A 19,367-nucleotide genomic window follows, 5' to 3' on the forward strand; every position below is an offset into this window, starting at 1 on the left:
TCCTTTTTCAATATTTATTTGTCCATGACCCCACAAATTTCCGTGAAGAACCAATAAAATACAAATAAAACATTAAAAACATTGCATAACAATCTAATATAGTGGTATATAACACTATTATGAAAATGTTTCAATTAGTTTTTCTAAGAGAAAAACTAACTATTTAGAATTTGAATTAATGATATTCATAGAATAAAATTGAAATAACAGAAAATTACATCTTATCCGAAGCAGATTGCATCAGATGTAATGCGGGGAGAATCGAATATTGATGCCTTCTTTTATGATGAATCACGTATTTTCTGAAATCATGGAAGATTATAAACCTTCAATTAGGTGTTGATTCTTCTGCAATGTGGAAGGAATCTCATAAGAATCCCGCCTTCCTCTATCGTGGAAGGAAGGCAGGCAATAAAGAAAAGGAGTGTTGAAGTTATGGGTAAATTAGGAAAACGAATCATGGCATGTCTTAGTGCCAGCCTCGTTGTCATGTCCTTGGCCGGCTGCAGTGTCGGCGGCGGTGGCAATGGTGGGGACCAAAAATCGACTGCGGGCAGCCTCAAGGGGAAAAATGTCCGAGTCGTCATCGGTTCCACTTCGACTTCTGGTGACTCTTACATGATGGCCGATCTTGTTACGCGCTATCTTTCTAAGAAAATGGGTTTCAAAGGTAAGGTTGACGCCATCGGGAACTCTGCAGCACTTGATACCATTTCCAAGGCCAAGGGCGATGGTACGACGGTCATGATGTTCCACGATATGACTTTTTTGAGCGTACTCTTTGGCTCTGTTGATAAGAAATATGCTCTGGAAAACTTGACAGTTGGTCCTCGTATCGGTCAGAACCCTGGCGGTTGCTTTGGGGCTGCTAAGGATGCTCCGTACAAGACCCTTTCTGAAGTGACGAAATACTTGAAAGCAAACCCGGATAAGACGGTTTCCTTCAATATTGAATCGGGAGCAACGAGCCACCTTGCTTTCGTTGCTTACTACCTTGATGTAAAACGTAAGGAAGGCGATGCTGTTGCCAGCCGCATCAAAGCAATCGTTGGCGGCACGACGGCTGATAAGCTGCAGCGCCTCTGGGACCGCAATGCTGACGTTATCTACGGTGATACCTCTGCTTTCGAACAATATACCAAGGATGGTGTCGATGCTAAACTTGCAATGAACATGTTTGATTCCTGCGGCAAGGTGAACGGGCTTAAAATTAACTCCATGGCTGAAGACGGAATTGAATTTGAAGGCAAACCCTTCGACTTTGCAAAAGATTTTGCCATGTACTTCCCGAAGAACATGGATGAAAAGGTCCTCAAAGAATATGAAGCGGCTATGGTTGAAATCGTAAAGGATCCGCAGTTCCAGAAAGACATGGCTGCCCTTTACTACAACACGTTGAAACCTGAAGAAGTAACTCTTCAGGCTTCCAAGGACTTCATCTATGGTAAACGTAAGATGTGTGAATCCTTGATTAAACAAGCTCCGGCTCTGGATACGCTGACCAGCCACTGAGAACGGTCCTTCATCTAAGTGAAATCAAATGGCGCTTCCCGATGCGAAATGAAATAGATGTCTTCGGGAAGCGTTTTTTATGAAAAGAAAGAGGGGAAAGAAAATATGATCAGTGTGGTTTATTCCACAGAGCACTTGCTGATGCCGAAAATCATCGGTACATTGCTCGTTATCATGCTTGCTGTCATAGTCCTTGTAGAGGGCCGGGAACGTAAGGCAGCAACCGGAAAATTCTTTGGCAGCTTTGGCCCGTTCTTCCGTGAAAATGCGGATTTCAAGAAACTTTTCGGTACGCTGCTCCTATTCATTGGCTACATTTTTGTTGTTGAAGAGGTTGGCTTTACGGTTACCAGCATTATTTTTGTATTCCTCTTCAATGTACTTTATACAGGTTGGAGTAAAAAGGCTCTTCGAACGAGTCTTATAATTTCCATCCTGGCACCTGTCATTGTCAGTCTAATTTTTGGTGTTGCTTTCAATATTACGCTTCCCAGCGGAATTTGCAGTATCACCTTCATTGATTACGGCATCACGATTTACTGAGAAAGGAGGATAGCCCATCATGATTACATTTACTTTTACTCACGTTTTGGTCTGTCTCCTTGGTGTTATTGGCGGGATTGTCTTTGGCGCCATTCCGGGCATGACAGCGACTATGGCTGTTGCTGTTTTTCTGCCTTTGACCTATGCCTATGATATTCAGACAGCCATGTTCCTGCTCTTGGGTCTTTATGTCGGCGGGATTTCAGGCGGTCTTGTTCCTGCTATCTTGATTAATATCCCTGGCACGCCATCTTCAATTACAACGACTTTTGATGGTTTTCCTATGGCAAAACGAGGCGAGAGTGAACGTGCCCTGAAGGTTGGGATTCTCTCCAGCTTTATCGGGGGCATGATTTCCTTGGCCTGTCTAGCTCTTTTGACGCCAGTCCTCAGTGCCTTTGCATTAAGTTTCAGTGCTGTAGAAAAGTTCCTTATTATCCTCTTTGCCCTTACAGTCATTGCTGCTCTTTCCAATGGACAGATGCTGCGTGGTATTTTTGCTGGCTTCCTCGGTGTTTTCATCAGTCTTATGGGGATGTTCAGTGTCAACAATGCATACCGTATGGTTCCTGATTCCCTGATGACTTACATGCAAGACGGGTTCCAACTTCTGCCGGTCCTCATTGGACTTTTTGCTATTGGCCAAATCTTTGAGGAAGCAGAAGAAGGTATGACCTTTAATCTCAAACGTGTTGACGAAGGTGGGATCGAAGGTAAGAAATTCTCTCTCAGCGATTTCAAGGGACAAGGCGTCAATCTAATTCGTTCGGCTTTGATTGGGACTTTTGTTGGTGTCCTTCCTGGTGTTGGCGGATCTGCCGCATCCATTCTGTCCTATGCACAGGCAAAAAGTTTTTCCAAACACCCTGAACTGATGGGAACGGGTGTCCCTGAGGGTCTTATTGCTTCAGAAACCTCTAACAATAGCCTTACGGGCGGCGCTCTCATTCCACTTCTGAGCTTGGGTATTCCTGGTGACTCGACGACGGCTGTCCTTATTTCTGCCTTCATGTTCCAGGGTATTCAAGTAGGTCCGCTCTTTATTGCCCAGAACCCAGATACATGGAACTGCATTCTTGTCGGGATGCTTCTTGCAAACATTATCATGTTCCTGTGCATGTTCTATCCAATTAAGTGGATCAGCAAACTCGTTTATATTCCTAAACAACGCCTTTATCCGGTCATTATGATGATTTGCATTGTAGGTGCTTACGCTACGAAAAATGGCCGTATCTTTGATGTGTGGACGCTCCTGGGATTTGGTATCGTTGGTTATCTCTTTGGTAAGATCCACATTCCATCGTCTTGTTTCCTCATCGGCTTTATTCTGGGTAAGGACCTTGAAAACTACTTCATCCAATCTATTAGTGCCTCAAAGGGCAGCCTTGCGGTGTTCTTCTCTCGGCCAATCGGTCTTTTCATCTGGGTCCTCATTGCCATTTCCATCTGGTATTCCTTCTATAACGCCAGAAAGCTGAAAAAGCAAAAAGCTGCCCAACAGTAACATTGCCTGTTCTTCAACTCCATATATGAAAGGCCATCTTCCACCCGGAAGGTGGCCTTTCATATCACTTCTTGTAAATGAAAAAACTGCCCTTAGCGGGCAGTTTTTTCATTTACAAGAAGTGACGCCAGATGCACAATCTTATCGAGCTCCGGCATGGGGTCAAAGGTAAGAAGTTTTTCTGAAGGCGCTGTGCGGACCGTAATCGGCATGGCAAAGAAACGGCCCCGCAGAAACACGTCCATTTGGTTTTTGCGGACACTGATTGCAATGCGGCCGGGTGTGTAATCGGAAAGTGTCTTCAAGGCATCAAGGAAAGGCTCCGATAAGGTGACTTTCCCCGTTTTGCCGTAGAGGGCAAAATCCTTATTGAGACGAATATCAGGCACTTTGAGATTGATAAGTTGGGGATGTGCATCAAAGAATGCAAGACGCATCGGCGTAGGGAAGGAGTCCTTTTGGAGCAGCCTAAAATCAAGATCCGTTTCCTTGGGAAGCGTTAAGTGGAACCAGGCCCCGCTATTCATGTGGATTCGTTTCTTCCCTTTTTCTTTCAGTTTAAAAAAGCAGGGGAGGGTGGCATCGCAGACGGAAATGGGGACATCCTTATAGGTGCCGCTCATGCCTTGTGCAAAATAGGGCTTTGCTTTATCGTCAGAGAGTGTAATGAGCTCTGCTTCATGAACCGTTGTCGCCGTTATCTCACCGCCGCTTTGGGGAAGTGGCGGCTCAGAATGCAGTTTCTTTGCTGTCGTAAGACGCAGGTTTTCCCGAGTGACGGACGCAAGATAGTTTTTTTGTTTTTTGCGCAGATAAAAAATTTGGTAAATGACGGCAGCCGCCAACAGGACGAGGGAAAGACCTCGATTGAAGAAGGTCGCCGCCGCTGCTATGGCAAGGATGGGAATGATGAGAAAGGACGCTTTCTTATAGGTTTTATACTCATTGATGAGGGTTTTGATGATTTCCTTAGGTTCTCTTTCTGTCATGACCTGGTTCCGTAAGGGGGAACCACACCTCCTTTTTGCTGTAACGTCTTTCCTTTAAGTTTACCATAGATGGGAACGAGTCACCACAGTAAAACGGCCATTTTACCAATAAAAGAAAGGCGTGGTGGAAGGTGTTCCATCGCGCCTGTTGGCTGATTACTTCTTTCTATTTCTCCATCCATGCGGCTTTTCCTTCCGTCACCACAATTTTTTTTGGTGCGGTCACAAGGCTGCATTCCGGCCCGTCCAGGGCATAGGCTTCAAAGTAGACATGCCCCGCATCATCTTTTTTGCTGACGACAATGGAAAAGCTGTTCTTTTTCGCAAAGATCAGGGCAATCTCCTTATCCTTCATCGTTTTTTTGTCCTTTTCTTTCGTCATTTTTTCGGTAGCTCCTGGGCTTTTTCCAGTAACTTGCCGCCATGTCAATGAAGTCACGAGCGGCACGGCTGAGGGTCGTACCTTTTTGGTAGCTTGCCGTCATGGACCAGCGCAGGGGCGTTTCAAAGGAAAAATAGCGGATGCCTTTGGTAAAATGACGGGCCGTCGATTCGGCGACGATGCCGCAGGAAATTCCGGCCCTGACCATTTCGAGGATGGTGGAGGGGTTCTGCGTTTCAAAAAGGACATGGGGGGCAATCCCTTTTTCCCTAAAAGCGGCATCGATGGAGGGACGCATGGTTGTTTCCTTTCGCAATAGGATAAAGGGATGATTGGCCAGTTCGGATAGGGAAAGTCTGGGATAAGCGCTTTCTTTTGCCTCCAGGACGCCTGTAACGGCAAGGGAAGCGGGCACGGCAAGCAGGATTTCTTCCTCAAAAAGGGTCTCATAAGCATTCTGGGTCTCTTGATCCGGAAAGAGGGTCATGAAGCCAAAATCAATGTCGCCACGGGCAATGAGGGGCTGCATGCGGTAAATGTTGAGCTCGTAAGGAACAACGACCATGTGAGGATATTTTTTGTGAAATCGGGGATAGACGTGGACGAACATATCGGGACCGCGGACCGGTGTCATTCCAATGGATAGGGTCCCTTTATAGCTTCCCGTAAGATCGCTGATTTCCGCATAAGTCCTGTTCTTTGTGCGGAGCATCTCCCGTGCGCCCTTGAGGTAGATTTCACCGGCCTGGGTGGGAATCATTTCCGTTTTGGTGCGGCGAAAGAGGGCTGTTCCGAGCTCCCGCTCGATCTTAAGGAGCTGCTGGTTCAGGGCGGACTGGGTGAGATAAAGCTTTTCCGCCGCCTTGGTGATGCTTTTTTCTTCGGCAATCTTGATGATATTTTCAATAAGATGAGTATCCATGGCGCTTCTCCCTAGACTTGATGCTGTCATTATACTACAGTGCTTTTTTCAAGGCAAAAAAGAGGCCTTCTCCCTGAATATGAAGGAGAAGACCTCCGAAAGGTTCCTTGTAAGGACGCAGTCAGAACTTCCAATTGAATCCAGCTCGGATGCTGTAGGTGCGATGATAGTCATGCCCGACATAGCGCTCCACGTCAAAGTACATGGACTGTTTATCCCCGGTCTTGACGCTGTAGCCAAGGCCGATAACGCCCCAGGTTCCTTTTTGGTCATTTGTTTTGGTATAACGGTCGGTGCCATATGCAGCTGTTACATCATCTCCATCGAGAAATTCGTGGAGGAGGGAGGCCTTGAAATAGCATTTGCTGTCAAGTTTCGGGTCGAGGCGCTTTACAAGGTCAAAGCCGAGGCGCCCCACAAGGCTCCAGCTGTGATCTGCAGAAAGAAAAAGACCTTGGGAATCGACTTACCATCGACAAGCCCCATGTCATGACACATGGGGTGATCTGCAGAAAGAAAAAGACCTTGGGAATCGACGGCGTCATAGCCGCCAAGGTAGGAGAGCTGGACCTGGGCCTGCGGAACGATGCTCCAGTCTTTCGAGAGCTTGTTGACCCGCCCGTATTCGGTAGAAAGATTGACTGAATGTCTGCTGTAATCGGCTGCATAGCCTGTGCCTGTTGTGGCATCAGTAACACTGTAGTCTTCTTTGCCGTAATGGTATTTGAGATAGCTGTCCCAATAGCTGTGGGTGCCTTTTTTCCAGTCGGCCTTCCTGTTAAGGTCCGTCGGGGTGTAAAGATGGGTATCATAGACGCTGATGGCGGTATCACGAAGCCCCAGGTTTCCGCTGGTTCCTTCAAAGTGGCCTTCATTTTTGGTGTAGGCCATAGAGGCGCTCAACCGATGCTTATGAGGCTCCTGATCCCGTAAGACCGTTGTATAGCCAAGCTCATAAGTGTTGCCATCAAGTTCGCCCATGCCGTCAATGCCAAGATTGCGGTAACGGAAACGAATCCAAGCCCCCTCGTCAGCGTCCGGTGTAAAGTACCGCGTATTGCCGCTGCGATTGGTAAAGGTGTCAAGATCTGTAAGGTAGCGCCAAGAAAGGTCTGCCAGACGGGAGGGCGTCTTTGCGCCTTCGTTGTGTTCGCGGCTCTTGACGACATAGATGTTGACGGCATCGTCCCCGTTATAGAGGGCTTCTACATTTTCCGTACCGGGTTTTCCGAATGTGAGAGGACCGGTTTCCTGAGAAACAGAGTAGGTTGCACCGCCGTTTCGATCGTTATTGTAGGCATCCATATTTAAGGCATCGGACGAAACGGAACGGTATTCCGTCTTGTAGAGGTTGTTATAGATGCCGGAAGAAAGGGCTGTGACGAGGGTGCCGCTGCCAAACCCGTAGCCTGGGTTCTTGACCGTTGCAAAACGAACGGCGTCACCTGGATCCATTTCCTCATCCAAGGTGCTGATATTTTTGATGACGAGGGTCTCTTTGTCGCTGCTTCCGTTCTCGACGTAGAGCATATCGCTTTGGCTGCCGTCATCAGCATCAAGGTCCATGGCAAAGGTGTGACTCTCCGAAAGGGTCCCAATTTCAAGGGAATCTCCGCCGCTTTGATACTGCACGGTCCCGCCGTCGCCCGAAAGGGTCGTTACGGCAGATGCTTCCGTCATGTTCCATGTACTGCCGGCGTCAAGGGTGAGATCAATGGCTCCTATTCCCAACGGGGAAGGAAGAATGGTATCTTCTCCTGAAGGGAGGCTTTCTTCTGGCCAGGAGGTTGCCGTGATGCGCTCATATAGAAGCCCCGTATCGGCTTGCCCCGTAAAGAGGGAGTCGTCACTGAGCGTAAGGGAAATGGCCCCGCCCGGAAGGGCCGCCTCAGGGTCCATCGGGACAATCCCTGTTATATTTTCAAAGTCGGTGCCGACGTAGGCATCCTCTCCATAGGCAGACAAGTTGCCCGTAAGGGTGAGGGTTGCCCCATTCGTGGGTGTCATCGTGATGGTGCCTTTGTCGTAGGCGAGAAGATTGCCCTCTACAGAGCTGTCTTTTCCATAGGTTACAGAAAGAATGGCCCCATCGCTGGATTCAGCTGATGTGCCGCTTTCTACGGTAACTAACCCGCCGGAGCCGCTGTCGTTTCCCTCTTGGAAGGGATCGGGCGTACCTGGGTCTACATTGGACGTATCCACGGCATGAGCTGCCAGAAAGGCGATATGACTCTTTACGGCAAGGGAGGCATTCTTGATTTCTGTCTGACTGCCCGTAAGGGACGCCACTGCAATAGGACGCGTCGTCACGGCATCAAATTCCTCACCTGTGACAGAATCTGTTATCTTACCTATGACAGGCTCTGTGCCCGTCGTAATTGTAAGGGTGCCGCCTTGAGCATCGACGCTTGTTTGGGAGGTGTTCCGCGTCATGATGCCGTAGAGAGGGGCTGTAATTTTTGTGCTTCCCGCAAGTGTCAGCTTGGCCTCCGTACTCAGCTGGGCCCCTGTGCTATTTTCCGCGGAGATGATGTTGGTTCCTTTGGCGGCTAGACTGGTTTCCATGCCGGACCACAGGTTGATGGCCGTTTGTTTGGCCTCAATGACATTATCGCCCTCTGCTTTGAGAATAACTTTCCCAGCAAGATAAGACGTGATAGGGCTGCCCTCCGCCGTAAAATCGGTACTGCTGTAGCCGCTCCCACGGATGCCGTAGGTGGCACCGGTGATACGATTGCTGCCGCCTGCTGTAAGGGTGACGGTTCCAAAGGCCGGTCCGGCTTCTCCGACACTGGCTATGGTTCCAACGCTGATTCCGCTGCTATAGGCGTCCTTTGATGGGACAGAAATGAGATTGTCCTTTCCAGCAGAAAGCGTCACGTCGGCACCTAGGCAGGTCTGGATGCCCGAGATGCCATAAGGGTTCTGATTCTGCAGGGTATCGCCGGCCGTGGCTGTGATTGTGTTGCTGCCTTTTGTCTTAAGGGTAATCTGGGTGCGTTCATCCGTATTGAATCCACTGGAGGGCACACTCGAATCGGTCGGGTCATAAGGAATATCCAAAGAGCCTTCATAGTCATCGCCCGCACCGGGAAAGGGGTCCATTCCATCATTGGCGCTGGGCCCACTTGCATAGAGACCATGGTTGAATCCTTGCAGGGTGATTCCTTTTTCTCCTTCAAGGGTTACGTTTCCCCCTTCCGCGTAAAGCCCGGCGGCTTGGAGAAGGGTAGGAGACCACCCACTGGACTGATCAATGAGCTGAGTGTCGGTAGTGGAAGAAAGGGCCAGTTCCTGGGCTTTCATGGTGAGCGTCTTCCCGTTTGGCACATAGACCCCAGCCCGCGGCCCCTTAACAGTAAGGCTTCCGTCCGCGTTTGTAATGGTCAGTTGATCTGAGCTCCCCTTATCCCATGTGTTTCCGCTCCCTTTGGAGAGCGTTGACTCGCTGGAATCATTTTCGAAGACCCTATCTTCCGCAAAGGTCATCTCTGAACCAGATCCCATGGTAAGCACTTCAGCTGATGCTGCCGGTGATAACGACAGCACGCAGAACAATATGCCCAATGTACTTGCTGCAGATTGAAAAGAACCGCGATGTTTCATGTTACTTCCCCTCTTTTTTGTTCAATCATATGACCCTTTGATGAACTCGTATTTACTATTTATTATAGCATAAATAAATAAAAAATAACTTAAAAGAGAATTATTTTAGAATATCAATGAAATAATGAACATTTGCCATAAAAAGAGTACTAAAATGAAACAATAAGAGAGGTTCCTGTTAAATGATGGCGCTTCGAACTACGGCTCCACGGACACCAAGGGCCTCCAGCTGGGAGGCCCTTGGATCGGGCCAGCTAAGTCCTCCCAAGACATAGATGGATAGGGGCGAAGATCGTATGAAGTCGGGAAGCTGCGTCAACCCAAGGGGAAGACTGTTGGGTTTGCAGGAGGTCGGAAAGAGAGGACTTACGATTAAGTAGGAGGCTCCTAACTGAAGGGCTGTTTCAACTTCACTCAGCAAGTGGACGGAAATCCCCACGCCATGGGGATAGGGCAGTTTCATTTTTCCCTTTTCCAATAGGTATGCTGCTTTTTGGGGATGGGACTTCGACCAGAGAAGCCAATTTTTGAGAGGCATATGAACTCCGGCAATCGCCTCATCAAGGGCGAGCTCCGGATGATTGTGTGCAAGGAGCGGGAGACGCCAGTCCTTACAGAGCTGGGCAACCTTATTGAAAAGGGCCCGGTATGTTTCCAGCGGCAGGTCTTTTTCACGAAGGATGAGGGCCGCCGGAAACGGTGAAAGGGCAGGAATGCGTTTTTTTAGATAAGGAATCAGTGGCTCTGGATAAATCTTTCGGTCCGTTACAAGGACGTAGGGAAAGGAACGGCTCATAGGAAAATCCCGTCCGCCATGACGGGCTGCATCCCTTCTGCCACAAGGTCGTTAAAGACGGCGTCCACGGAGCGGTGGTCGGCAATTTCAAACTGGTCGTCCCCTTCTTCTTTTTGGTGGCTGTGGGCACCGATGCCTGTGCTCACACCGGCGGAAATTTTTGTGGCGGCAATCTGCATGAGGTGGTCTCTGACACGGGGGACTTCGCGTGTTGAGACGGTGAGGGCCGAACTTGGCATCAACAGACGGTAGGCACAGCAAATCTGAAGGAGTTCCGCTTCGCCGACGCCCATGGGGTAAATGGTCGTATTGCCTTTGATGGGGCGCAGGCGAGGGCAGGAAAAGGCGATTTCCGCGTGGGGATACTTGCGCTGCAGGAGGTAGCCATGAAGGCCTGTAGCAAAGGCATCGCGGCGAAAGTCCGAAAGACCCAGGAGCGCGCCGAGACCAACGCCGCGCATGCCGCCTAAAATGGCCCGTTCCTGCGTATAGAAGCGGTAGGGGAAGACCCGTTTGTTGCCCGCAAGGTGCAGCTTGCCATAAAGGTCATGGTCGTACGTTTCCTGGAAAACGGTCACAAAGTCACAGCCGCATTGGTGCAGGTATTCGTAGTCCTTTTGGTTCACGGGGTAGATTTCAAGGCCAACGATGCGGAAGTAGCGGCTTGCCATTTTGCACGCTTCCCCAATATAGGATACGGGGGACATGTGGCTGCTTTCGCCTGTGAGCATGAGGATTTCTTCAAGACCTGTGGCGGCAATGGCCTTCATTTCTTCTTCCATCTGGGCGAGGTCAAGGCGGGCCCGGTGAATCTTGTTGTGGCAGTTGAAGCCGCAGTAGATGCAGTAGTTTTCACAGTAGTTTGCTAGATATAGGGGCGTAAAAAGAGCAACACTATTGCCGAAATAGCGGTCCCTGACGGCTTTGGCCTTTTGCGCCATGGCTTCAAGGTAGGGCCTTGCCGCAGGCGAGAGGAGGGCTCCGAAATCATGGGGCGAAAGGGCGTCTTTCCTAAGGGCCGCTTTGACGTCACCCGTCGTGTAGGTCCGTTCTTCGAATTCTTTCATGAGGCGTTCCACATCTTCCAGCATGGTGGATGGCAGCTGGTCCATGCCGGGCTCGTAGGTCATGGGATCCTTGATAGAGGCGGCAAAGGTCTTTTTGGCTTCTTCCGTCACAATGGTGGGGTTGATCCTTTCTTCTGTCATGGTCATCGCCTCCTAGTCTTCGTCCCGCAAAAAGCCTGTCAAGGGACTCGAGGGGTCGGCCCCTTTTGGAAGGACGCGGCCAAGCCCCGCAAGATAAGCGCGGCGACCCGCTTCAATGGCAAGGCGGAAGGCTTCTGCCATTTGGACGAGGTTTCCGCTTGTGGCAATGGCCGTGTTGGCCATGATGGCTGTTACGCCCATTTCCATGGCGGCGCAGGCTTCGGACGGCTTTCCGATACCGGCATCGACGATGATGGGAAGGTCAATTTCGTCAAGCAGGATTTCTATCCATTCCTTATTGACAAGGCCTTTATTGGACCCAATGGGGGCGGCAAGGGGCATGATTGAGCTTGCTCCGGCCTCTTTCATGGCGCGGGCCGCTGTAAGGTCCGGGAACATATAGGGCATGACGACAAAACCCTCCTTTGCAAGAGTCTCCGTGGCCTTGATGGTTTCCGCATTATCGGGGAGGAGGTAGCGCGAATCTTTCATGATTTCAATCTTGATAAAGGGCGTATGGCAGATTTCACGGGAAAGACGGGCGATGCGGACAGCTTCGTCAGCGTTTCGGGCACCCGATGTGTTGGGCAGGACTGTCACCGAGTTTGGAATATAGTCCATGATGTTGGCCTTTCCTCCTGTATTCACGCGGCGTAGGGCAAGGGTCACCATTTCCGCGCCGGCCCCTTTGATGGCTGCTTCGATAAGGGGCAGGGAAAATTTCCCTGATCCCAGGATGAAGCGGGATGAAAAAGTATGCCCGCCCAAGGTCCAAGTATCATTATTATTCATATTGATCTCCTCCATATTCTTTCAAAAGATGCGGCGCTTAACAGGCACCGCTTTTTCCAAGAAGCAGCCATGTGACGATGTTTGCCATCATGGCACTGCAGATGGCAACGCGGGGCGCCATGAGTCCAGCACCGGGTTTAGGGGCCGAGATGCTGTCGCCGCAAAGATAAAAATGGGGGCTCACTTCCCGCACCTTCATGAGTCCTGTTTTGCCAAAGCCCGCCATACCGGAGCCGCTTACAAGATAGGCATCCGGTTTTTGGCGACGCACCTCATGGGCCAGCATGGCCTTTTGATCCGCCTTATCAAAGGCTTCACAGATGATGGGCGCGTCCCCGACGCAGGAAGCAAGGTTTTTCGGCGTGACGCGGGCCGTGACGGTTTCATAGGTAAGGAAAGGATTGATCTTCATGAGGAATCCTTTGAGGGCGTCCGTCTTCTTTATGCCCACGTGCTCCACAAAATAGGACTGGCGGTTGAGGTTCGTCCAGTCCACGCTGTCAAAATCGATAAGGCGCAGATGGCCTACCCCGATGCGGGCAAGACTCACGGCGATATTGGAGCCGAGGCCACCGAGACCGCAGATGGTGACAAAGCCAGCGTCCAGTTTTTCCTGGACCTTTTTCCCATGGCGCTCGCAAAGGGCACTGTAAATGGCGCCTGCCACTGGGTCCGATGTATTCCAAGGGGTGAGAATTGCCGTTTTTTCAGCCGCCGCCAACAAAGCTCACCACCTCCAGTCGCATGTCCTTTTTGAGCGCCATGGCGTCCCAATCTTCTTTTGGCACAAGTCTGCCGTCTATTTCCACGGCCGTGTAGATAGGTACGGCGCCTAGGGCCTTTAGGGCGTCCGTAACGGTGGCGCCTTCTTTGAGGGTGCAGGCCTTGCCATTTACCATGATTTCCATTTCTTCCTTCCTCCTTTTTACTGAAACGGCAAAAAAGGTCCACGAAAGTTGGCACCCGAGGTGGTGCCCCCCTTCGTGAACCTTTTGGTCCAGTCTCAGCTCTATAAAATTTTCAAACAAAATAGCGGGGATCTTTTCGATCCCCGCCTGTCAGTCGCGTCATCCCTACGTTGGCATTATCCAAATCAGGTTGTGGGTCGAAGTCAAACTTCCTCTCAGCAAAAAGCTCCCCAAATATTCTGTTTACCTTGTTAGCATAGTCCTTTTACATAACATTGTCAAGTCAGGCGCCCTTTAGAATGTCGAAATCTGGTGGCACAGGGCCTTTCCCACGCTTTCTGCCATCTTGTCAAGGGTCTTTACGCGAACAAGATCCTTACCGAAGATTTTTTGGGCATCTTCCATGGAGCCCGCAATTTCATCGTTGATAAGGCCCACAATGCGCACGCCGTCGCGGCGTAGGGACGCGGCTTCGGCCGCCGTATCATCAACGGCCCGCTCGTCCCGGTATTCGTGCTGGCTAAGGGCTCCTTTGCCAGTATAAAGGGGATGGTCGTCGTTTGGCGATGCGTCCGTCAGCATGACAAGGATTTTTTTGGCATCTGTCAGGTCCCCCATGAGGACGCGGGCGCCGCGCAGGGCAAGACCGTCCCGGTTCCAGCCCGTGGCACAATAGTTAAAGACACTCATACTTTTTTTCTTTTCTTCATAGCTTTGGTAGAGCGTCATGACCGTGTAGCCTCGGAGGGTACAGAAGGAATAAATTTGGTAAGGAATGCCGCAGGCGCGCAGGGCCTCTGCAATGACGTAGGCCTGGGCTGCAATGACCCGCTGGTATTCGCCGCGCGAGGCTGAGGCGTCAAGCATAATGTCAACCGTAAAGTTTGGGGTATAGACATCTTCCTGACCATAAAAGACCCTGTCGTCGTCCAGGTAGAGCCCCCGCCAGATGAGCCCGGGCACAAGTTCTCCGCTTTTTGCTGGAATGGGCAGCTTCATGCGCGTCATCTGGAGCGCTGTGCGCAGCTGCCCCGTAAGACGGGTGATGCTCTTGCGATATTTTTCGTTATTTTCTTTATAGTAGGTGATGTTGCGGGCGCGCTGCCTGCGGGCATTTAAAAGCCACTGAGAAGCGTCTCCCGTTGCTCCTTTGCTCCCTAGGCGCCCCCGCGTAAAATGCAGGTGGGCGCCCCTATGGGGGCCAGTGCAGTATTGCCGCTCAATCGCAAGCACCTTATCGGCACTGTAAAGGGAGGCACCAAAGCAGGTGACAATATAGTCGTGATTTTTCACGGCAGTCTGACCGGTAATAAGGGCCATGAGGCCATTACGTTCCTTCTTGCCGTTTACGATTTCTTCCTCATCATGACGCACGACTTGGAAGTTCAGGAGGGATTCATGCCGCGTCCGAAACTGTGGTACGAGAAAGTTCAGGATGGCAGCTACAGGACTTGAGATGATGACTTTCTCCAAGCTTTCGCGAACGAGGAAGCGGGAAACAAAGTACTTTTTTATCAGCTTTCGAAAATGACTGCAGATTTCTTCTGCCGTCCACGACGGGTCAAAACGCAGCCCTTCATAAAGCCCCTTGGCCCAAGGATCGATGAGCCCCGTTTTTTCACCGAGGACCTCATGCCAGCGGGCCGCCTGCATTTCCTGGGCCACTCCATGACGGATGGAAAGGGGGCCGTCAAAATAGTTTTGGGCTTGCTCCCTTCGCAGATAGGCAAGGACAGGGCGCTGGGGGAGTTCCTTGACATAGGCGCAGCCTTCCAGCCCCAGCCACAAAAGGTCACTGAAAAGGTCGGCAAGGGCTGCGGTCTTCATCTCATCAAAAAGTGCTTGCAGGACCTTCATGTCATAATATTTTCGGACAATTCCAATGATGGCATTGAGGTAGAGGTTTGGTTCGTGCGTGTCAGGGACAAAGGAAAGGAAATCTGGATCGTAAGTGTAGTCCCCGGATACGTCCCAGACGATGTTGAGGGCCCGTTTCCGCCGGTAGTCATATCTTTTCTTTGCCATGATGGACCTTCTTAGTCACTGAAAATATCACGTCTGCCATAGGATCCTGGAATGTGGAGATTGATTACATCGAGGATGAGGGCCGGCTCATATTCGTCAAAAGATTTGTTGATGATGCCCATCTTGAGGGCCCGGTGGGCTTCAAGGCCCCGCTCCATGAGATGGAGGGCGTCAAGGAGACCGCGCAGGTCAAGGGCCTTATCGGAAATTTCAGCTTCACTGCATTTTTTCTCCAAATCGAGAAAAATCTGCACAAAGGCATCACAGGCCGTATCCTTCATGGTCGGAAATTCCGTCCGTAAGAGACGAGTCAGAGGTTTTTCCTTGATGGGTGGCAGCTGGATGACCGTAAAGCGGCTCATGAGGGCTTCGTTCATCTCCCGCGTGCCTGAGTAGCCATAGTTCATGGTGGCAATGAAGCGGCAGCATGGACTCACTTCAATCATGCGGTACCCCGGGATATCGATGCGGCGGCGGTAGTCGAGGAGGGAATGGAGTACGGCCATGGCTTCGTTGCGGGCCATATTGATTTCATCAAAGACCCCGAAGCCGCCCCTTGTAGCGCATTCATAGACTGGACCGGGACGAAATTGGACTTCCCCGTTTTTAAAGGTATCGGTTCCCAGCATGGCTGATGCGTCCATATTGATGTGGAAGGAAATGTTCCACATGGGGCGGGAAAAAACTTGTGCCAGGTTTTCGGCAAGCACGTTCTTGCCCGTTGCCTTGGGACCGACAAGGAGCAGATTTTGCCCACATAAGAGGGCAGAAAGGGCGTCTTCCCAGACTTCCTTGCCAAAAAAAGGAAAATGGGGTACGGGCACACGGTCCTTATCCGCTTCTGTTACAGGAAACTTGCTGCGATAGGCCTCAAGGTCTTTGATGAGGCTTTCCTCGACGCCTTCGCTGCGCAAAAAATCAAGTGATAACATAGTAATCAGTCCTTATCAAGTAAATCTCACTGCTATTTCATATTATACCACAGGGATTTGATGGTGCCGATAAAATCCCCCTCTTTTTCTGTTGACAGGAAAGAAAAGCAGCAGTAGAATCATATAGAAAAAAATCTATGTATTGGAGGTTCCCAATGACTGACAGTTATCAAGATTTGACACGCCTTTTGAAGGCCCTGTCCGATCCCAAGCGCCTTGCCATTGTCGATATGCTTTCCTGCGGCGAGCGCTGTGCCTGTGACCTGCTGGATTATTTTTCCGTCACCCAGCCCACCTTGTCCCATGATATGAAGGTGCTCCTTGCGTGTGGTATCTGCACGAGCCGGAAGTCGGGGAAAAATACTTATTATGCTTTGTGCGCTGATACCCTTGAAAAGTTTGAAGGGGCACTGCACCATATCCTATCCCCCAAAAAAGACTGCATTTGCTTTTTACAGAAAAAGAGGGACTGTACCTGTGAATCTTAACAGAAAGGAGGAATCTATCTTGAGATGTGAACCAGCATCGGAAATCAGTTTTTTTCAGCGCTATTTGACCTTTTGGGTCCTTTTGTGTATGGCTGCAGGCATCGCCGCAGGCCATTTTATGCCGGGCCTTGTTACCTTGCTGAATGGTCTTACGGTAAGCGGGATTTCCCTTCCCATTACGCTCCTTATTTGGGTTATGATTTTTCCTATGATGATGAAGGTGGATTTTGAGAGTATCCGCAGCGTAGGGAAAAATCCCAAAGGCCTTTTTGTCACGTGGATTGTCAACTGGCTTGTGAAGCCTTTTACTATGTATCTTGTGGCCTCCTTTTTCCTGATGGTCCTGTTTCGTCCTTTGATCAGCGCGGACCTTGCCCGCCAGTATCTTGCCGGAGCTGTTTTGTTAGGCGCGGCGCCCTGCACGGCCATGGTTTTTGTCTGGAGCACACTTACAAAGGGGGACCCTGCGTATACAGTCGTGCAGGTTGCCACCAATGACCTCATTATCCTGGTTGCCTTCATCCCTATCGTTCAGTTTCTCTTAGGGGTCTCACAGGTGATTGTTCCTTATGGAACGCTTTTTCTCAGTGTTGTTCTTTTTGTCCTCATTCCCCTTGTGGTCGGTATGCTGACGCGCGGGGTGATGACTAGGCGAAAAGGGAAGGATTATTTTGAAACAGTCTTTCTTCCTCAGTTTGATCACATGACCATGGCGGGGCTCCTCTTGACGCTTGTCATCATCTTTGCCTCCCAAGCGGAGCTTATCCTTCACAACCCGTTCCATATTGTGCTTATTGCCATTCCGCTCATCTTACAGACCCTTCTCATCTTTGCCATTAGCTTTGGCACTTGCCGGATTCTCCATTTGCCTTTTGCCATTGCTGCACCAGCGGGGATGATTGGGGCATCAAACTTCTTCGAACTCGCTGTAGCCGTTGCCATCGCTCTTTTTGGGACTGCAAGCCCGGCTGCCCTTGCAACGACTGTGGGCGTCCTTACGGAAGTGCCGGTCATGCTCTTTTTGGTGAAAATCGCCAATGCTCTAAAATGGTCATAAAAAAGCCTGCTGCCCAATGTGAGCAGCAGGTCTATTTTTTATTATGCTTTTGCCTGCCGTCTTTTTGCCCGTTTATGGAGGATAAAGAGCAGCAGGTAGAGCACAGCGATGCCTGTAAAGAGCGTCAGGGGCGCGCTGCCGCCTGTTACGCCGGCAACAATGTAGCTGATAAAGCAGGAAATGGCAACGACCGTTGCATAGGGAATCTGGGTGGCTACATGCTGCATGTGGTTGCAGCCTGCACCGGACGATGACAGGATCGTCGTATCGGAAATCGGTGAGCAGTGATCGCCGAAGACGGAACCAGCAAGGGTGGCCGCCAAAGTCACGGTCATGATCTCACTGGGCGCAGCCTGACAGATGAAGACGACAATGGGAATAAAGATCCCAAACGTGCCCCATGCCGTTCCGATGGAAAAGGACAATCCGGCGGATACGAGAAAGACGATGGCCGGAATCAGTTCCACAGGCAGATGGCTTTGTTCAACGAGCATGCCGATGAATTTCCCCGTGCCAAGATAGCTTTGGCAGAGCGTTCCAATGGTCCAAGCGAGTGTCAGGATGATGTAGGCTGGTACCATGGTGTTGATGCCGGTTGCAATGTTGCTCATGAAATCCTTGAAGGACAGGAGCTTTCTGGGAACAAACATGATAAAAGCAAGGATAAGGGCCATAAAACCGCCAAGAACAAGGGCTGCTGAAGAGTTGCAGTTGCCGATGGCTTCTTGGATGGTCATGGGTTTGGTCCAGTAACCGCCGTTATAGATCATGGCAAGGATGGTAAAGATAATGAGGCCCCCAATGGGGATGATGAGGTCCCATACCGTTCCTTTAGGAAGGGCCGCTTTGTCAGCTTGACTGACCTTTTGGTCAATGGCGCCCAGATTTCCTTGGGTCTCTGCCTTCCATTCCGCGTCCGCCATGGGACCAAATTCGAGATCCGTAAACGAAAGAGTGAGGACCATGAGGATGGACAGGATGGCATACATATTGAAAGGAATGGTGGCAAAGAATGCGGACAGTTCATTGTTAAAAGAGCCCGTTTCAAAAAGGGTGGAGCCCACGGCGGCAGCCCAGCTCGAGACCGGGGCGATGATGCAGACCGGAGCGGCCGTCGTATCGATGATGTAGGCCAATTTTGCACGGGAAATATGGTATTTATCCGTAACCGGCTTCATAACCGTTCCGACTGTGAGGCAGTTGAAATAGTCATCGATAAAGATGAGCACGCCGAGAAAACTGGTGGCAAGTTCAGCGGACCGTTTGCTGCGGATTTTTTGCGTGGCCCAGGCCCCATACGCTTGAGAACCGCCTGCTTTGGTAACAACACAGACAAGGGCACCTAGGAGGGCGAGGAAAAGGATGATGTTGAATTTATCCGGTGTGCCGACGGTTTTTGCCATGACCTCAAAGGGAAAGGCTACCATATCCATGAAGCCGGTGCCTGTAAAAGCACAGTAGATCACGCCGCCGGAAAGGATTCCCAGCATGAGGGAAGAAATGACTTCTTTAGTGATAAGGGCAAGGGTGATGGCAATGAGGGGTGGGAGCAGGGAATATATGCCAACGTCAATGGGTTCCATAAGATCTTTGTCTCCTTTTTGCTTACGCGAATTGATTTGCTTGTAACAAAGCTTTTTTATTTTACGGATAATTGCAAGTGCAAATTGAACAGTTGTTTTAATCAAGAACATTTATCAATA

General features: G+C 50.3%; 18 protein-coding genes and 1 riboswitch. Of the genes, 5 read left to right on the forward strand and 13 right to left on the reverse strand.

Annotated features, from left to right (window positions below):
* The first annotated feature begins 459 nt into the window (after positions 1–459).
* The 3 genes from QZQ08_RS07980 to QZQ08_RS07990 all read left to right on the forward strand — a co-directional run bounded on the left by QZQ08_RS07980 (position 460) and on the right by QZQ08_RS07990 (position 3,559).
* The gene (locus QZQ08_RS07980; RefSeq protein WP_296330530.1) at positions 460–1,512 is read left to right on the forward strand and encodes a tripartite tricarboxylate transporter substrate-binding protein; all 1,053 of its coding nucleotides are present in this window, start codon (positions 460–462) and stop codon (positions 1,510–1,512) included.
* A gap of 105 nt (positions 1,513–1,617) precedes the next feature.
* Positions 1,618–2,055 carry a tripartite tricarboxylate transporter TctB family protein gene (locus QZQ08_RS07985; RefSeq protein ID WP_009014936.1) on the forward strand — a complete coding sequence of 146 codons (438 nt, stop codon included), beginning with the start codon at positions 1,618–1,620 and terminating at the stop codon, positions 2,053–2,055.
* Positions 2,056–2,074: 19 nt separating this feature from the next.
* Positions 2,075–3,559, forward strand: coding sequence for a tripartite tricarboxylate transporter permease (locus QZQ08_RS07990; protein WP_296330535.1), 1,485 nt, complete (start codon positions 2,075–2,077; stop codon positions 3,557–3,559).
* Positions 3,560–3,651: 92 nt separating this feature from the next.
* Here the strand turns inward: QZQ08_RS07990 and QZQ08_RS07995 are convergent, their stop codons facing one another.
* From QZQ08_RS07995 to QZQ08_RS08050, 12 genes are all read right to left on the reverse strand, one after another.
* Entirely contained in the window at positions 3,652–4,548 is an 897-nt protein-coding gene (locus QZQ08_RS07995; RefSeq protein ID WP_296330538.1) for a hypothetical protein, read from the reverse strand.
* A gap of 166 nt (positions 4,549–4,714) precedes the next feature.
* Complete coding sequence (locus tag QZQ08_RS08000) at positions 4,715–4,930, reverse strand: hypothetical protein (RefSeq protein ID WP_296330541.1); 216 nt, start codon at positions 4,928–4,930, stop codon at positions 4,715–4,717.
* On the reverse strand, positions 4,893–5,852 hold the full coding sequence (locus QZQ08_RS08005) for a LysR family transcriptional regulator (protein ID WP_296330545.1): 960 nt from the start codon (positions 5,850–5,852) through the stop codon (positions 4,893–4,895). The genes QZQ08_RS08000 and QZQ08_RS08005 overlap by 38 nt, the downstream gene beginning before the upstream one ends.
* A gap of 121 nt (positions 5,853–5,973) precedes the next feature.
* Positions 5,974–6,270 carry an autotransporter outer membrane beta-barrel domain-containing protein gene (locus QZQ08_RS08010; protein WP_296330548.1) on the reverse strand — a complete coding sequence of 99 codons (297 nt, stop codon included), beginning with the start codon at positions 6,268–6,270 and terminating at the stop codon, positions 5,974–5,976.
* Entirely contained in the window at positions 6,243–9,401 is a 3,159-nt protein-coding gene (locus tag QZQ08_RS08015) for an autotransporter domain-containing protein (protein ID WP_296330551.1), read from the reverse strand. The genes QZQ08_RS08010 and QZQ08_RS08015 overlap by 28 nt, the downstream gene beginning before the upstream one ends.
* 235 nt (positions 9,402–9,636) lie before the next feature.
* Positions 9,637–10,254 (reverse strand): thiamine phosphate synthase, encoded by a 618-nt coding sequence (locus QZQ08_RS08020; RefSeq protein WP_296330554.1) that lies wholly within the window; start codon positions 10,252–10,254, stop codon positions 9,637–9,639.
* Positions 10,251–11,468, reverse strand: coding sequence for a 2-iminoacetate synthase ThiH (gene thiH, locus QZQ08_RS08025; RefSeq protein ID WP_366140873.1), 1,218 nt, complete (start codon positions 11,466–11,468; stop codon positions 10,251–10,253). The genes QZQ08_RS08020 and thiH overlap by 4 nt, the downstream gene beginning before the upstream one ends.
* A 6-nt stretch (positions 11,469–11,474) precedes the next feature.
* A complete protein-coding gene (locus QZQ08_RS08030; protein WP_296330563.1) occupies positions 11,475–12,254 on the reverse strand; it encodes a thiazole synthase in 780 nt (259 codons plus the stop codon).
* A gap of 37 nt (positions 12,255–12,291) precedes the next feature.
* Complete coding sequence (gene thiF, locus QZQ08_RS08035) at positions 12,292–12,978, reverse strand: sulfur carrier protein ThiS adenylyltransferase ThiF (RefSeq protein WP_366140874.1); 687 nt, start codon at positions 12,976–12,978, stop codon at positions 12,292–12,294.
* Positions 12,962–13,162 carry a sulfur carrier protein ThiS gene (gene thiS, locus QZQ08_RS08040; protein ID WP_296330571.1) on the reverse strand — a complete coding sequence of 67 codons (201 nt, stop codon included), beginning with the start codon at positions 13,160–13,162 and terminating at the stop codon, positions 12,962–12,964. The genes thiF and thiS overlap by 17 nt, the downstream gene beginning before the upstream one ends.
* Positions 13,163–13,306: 144 nt before the next feature.
* Positions 13,307–13,405: riboswitch (TPP riboswitch) on the reverse strand.
* Between the two features lie 51 nt (positions 13,406–13,456).
* On the reverse strand, positions 13,457–15,187 hold the full coding sequence (locus tag QZQ08_RS08045) for a hypothetical protein (RefSeq protein ID WP_296330574.1): 1,731 nt from the start codon (positions 15,185–15,187) through the stop codon (positions 13,457–13,459).
* Positions 15,188–15,198: 11 nt separating this feature from the next.
* Entirely contained in the window at positions 15,199–16,119 is a 921-nt protein-coding gene (locus QZQ08_RS08050; protein WP_296330577.1) for an AAA family ATPase, read from the reverse strand.
* Positions 16,120–16,274: 155 nt separating this feature from the next.
* Here QZQ08_RS08050 and QZQ08_RS08055 point away from each other — a divergent pair, with 155 nt between their 5' ends.
* Both QZQ08_RS08055 and arsB read left to right on the forward strand, forming a co-directional pair.
* Positions 16,275–16,607, forward strand: coding sequence for a helix-turn-helix transcriptional regulator (locus QZQ08_RS08055; protein ID WP_296330581.1), 333 nt, complete (start codon positions 16,275–16,277; stop codon positions 16,605–16,607).
* A gap of 19 nt (positions 16,608–16,626) precedes the next feature.
* Positions 16,627–17,664 carry an ACR3 family arsenite efflux transporter gene (arsB, locus tag QZQ08_RS08060; RefSeq protein ID WP_296330584.1) on the forward strand — a complete coding sequence of 346 codons (1,038 nt, stop codon included), beginning with the start codon at positions 16,627–16,629 and terminating at the stop codon, positions 17,662–17,664.
* Between the two features lie 41 nt (positions 17,665–17,705).
* Here arsB and QZQ08_RS08065 read toward each other — a convergent pair whose 3' ends face one another.
* Positions 17,706–19,247 carry a Na+/H+ antiporter NhaC family protein gene (locus QZQ08_RS08065; RefSeq protein WP_296330587.1) on the reverse strand — a complete coding sequence of 514 codons (1,542 nt, stop codon included), beginning with the start codon at positions 19,245–19,247 and terminating at the stop codon, positions 17,706–17,708.
* Positions 19,248–19,367: the final 120 nt, after the last annotated feature.

The organism is uncultured Acidaminococcus sp. (genome assembly GCA_900538365.1).
GTDB lineage: Bacteria > Bacillota > Negativicutes > Acidaminococcales > Acidaminococcaceae > Acidaminococcus.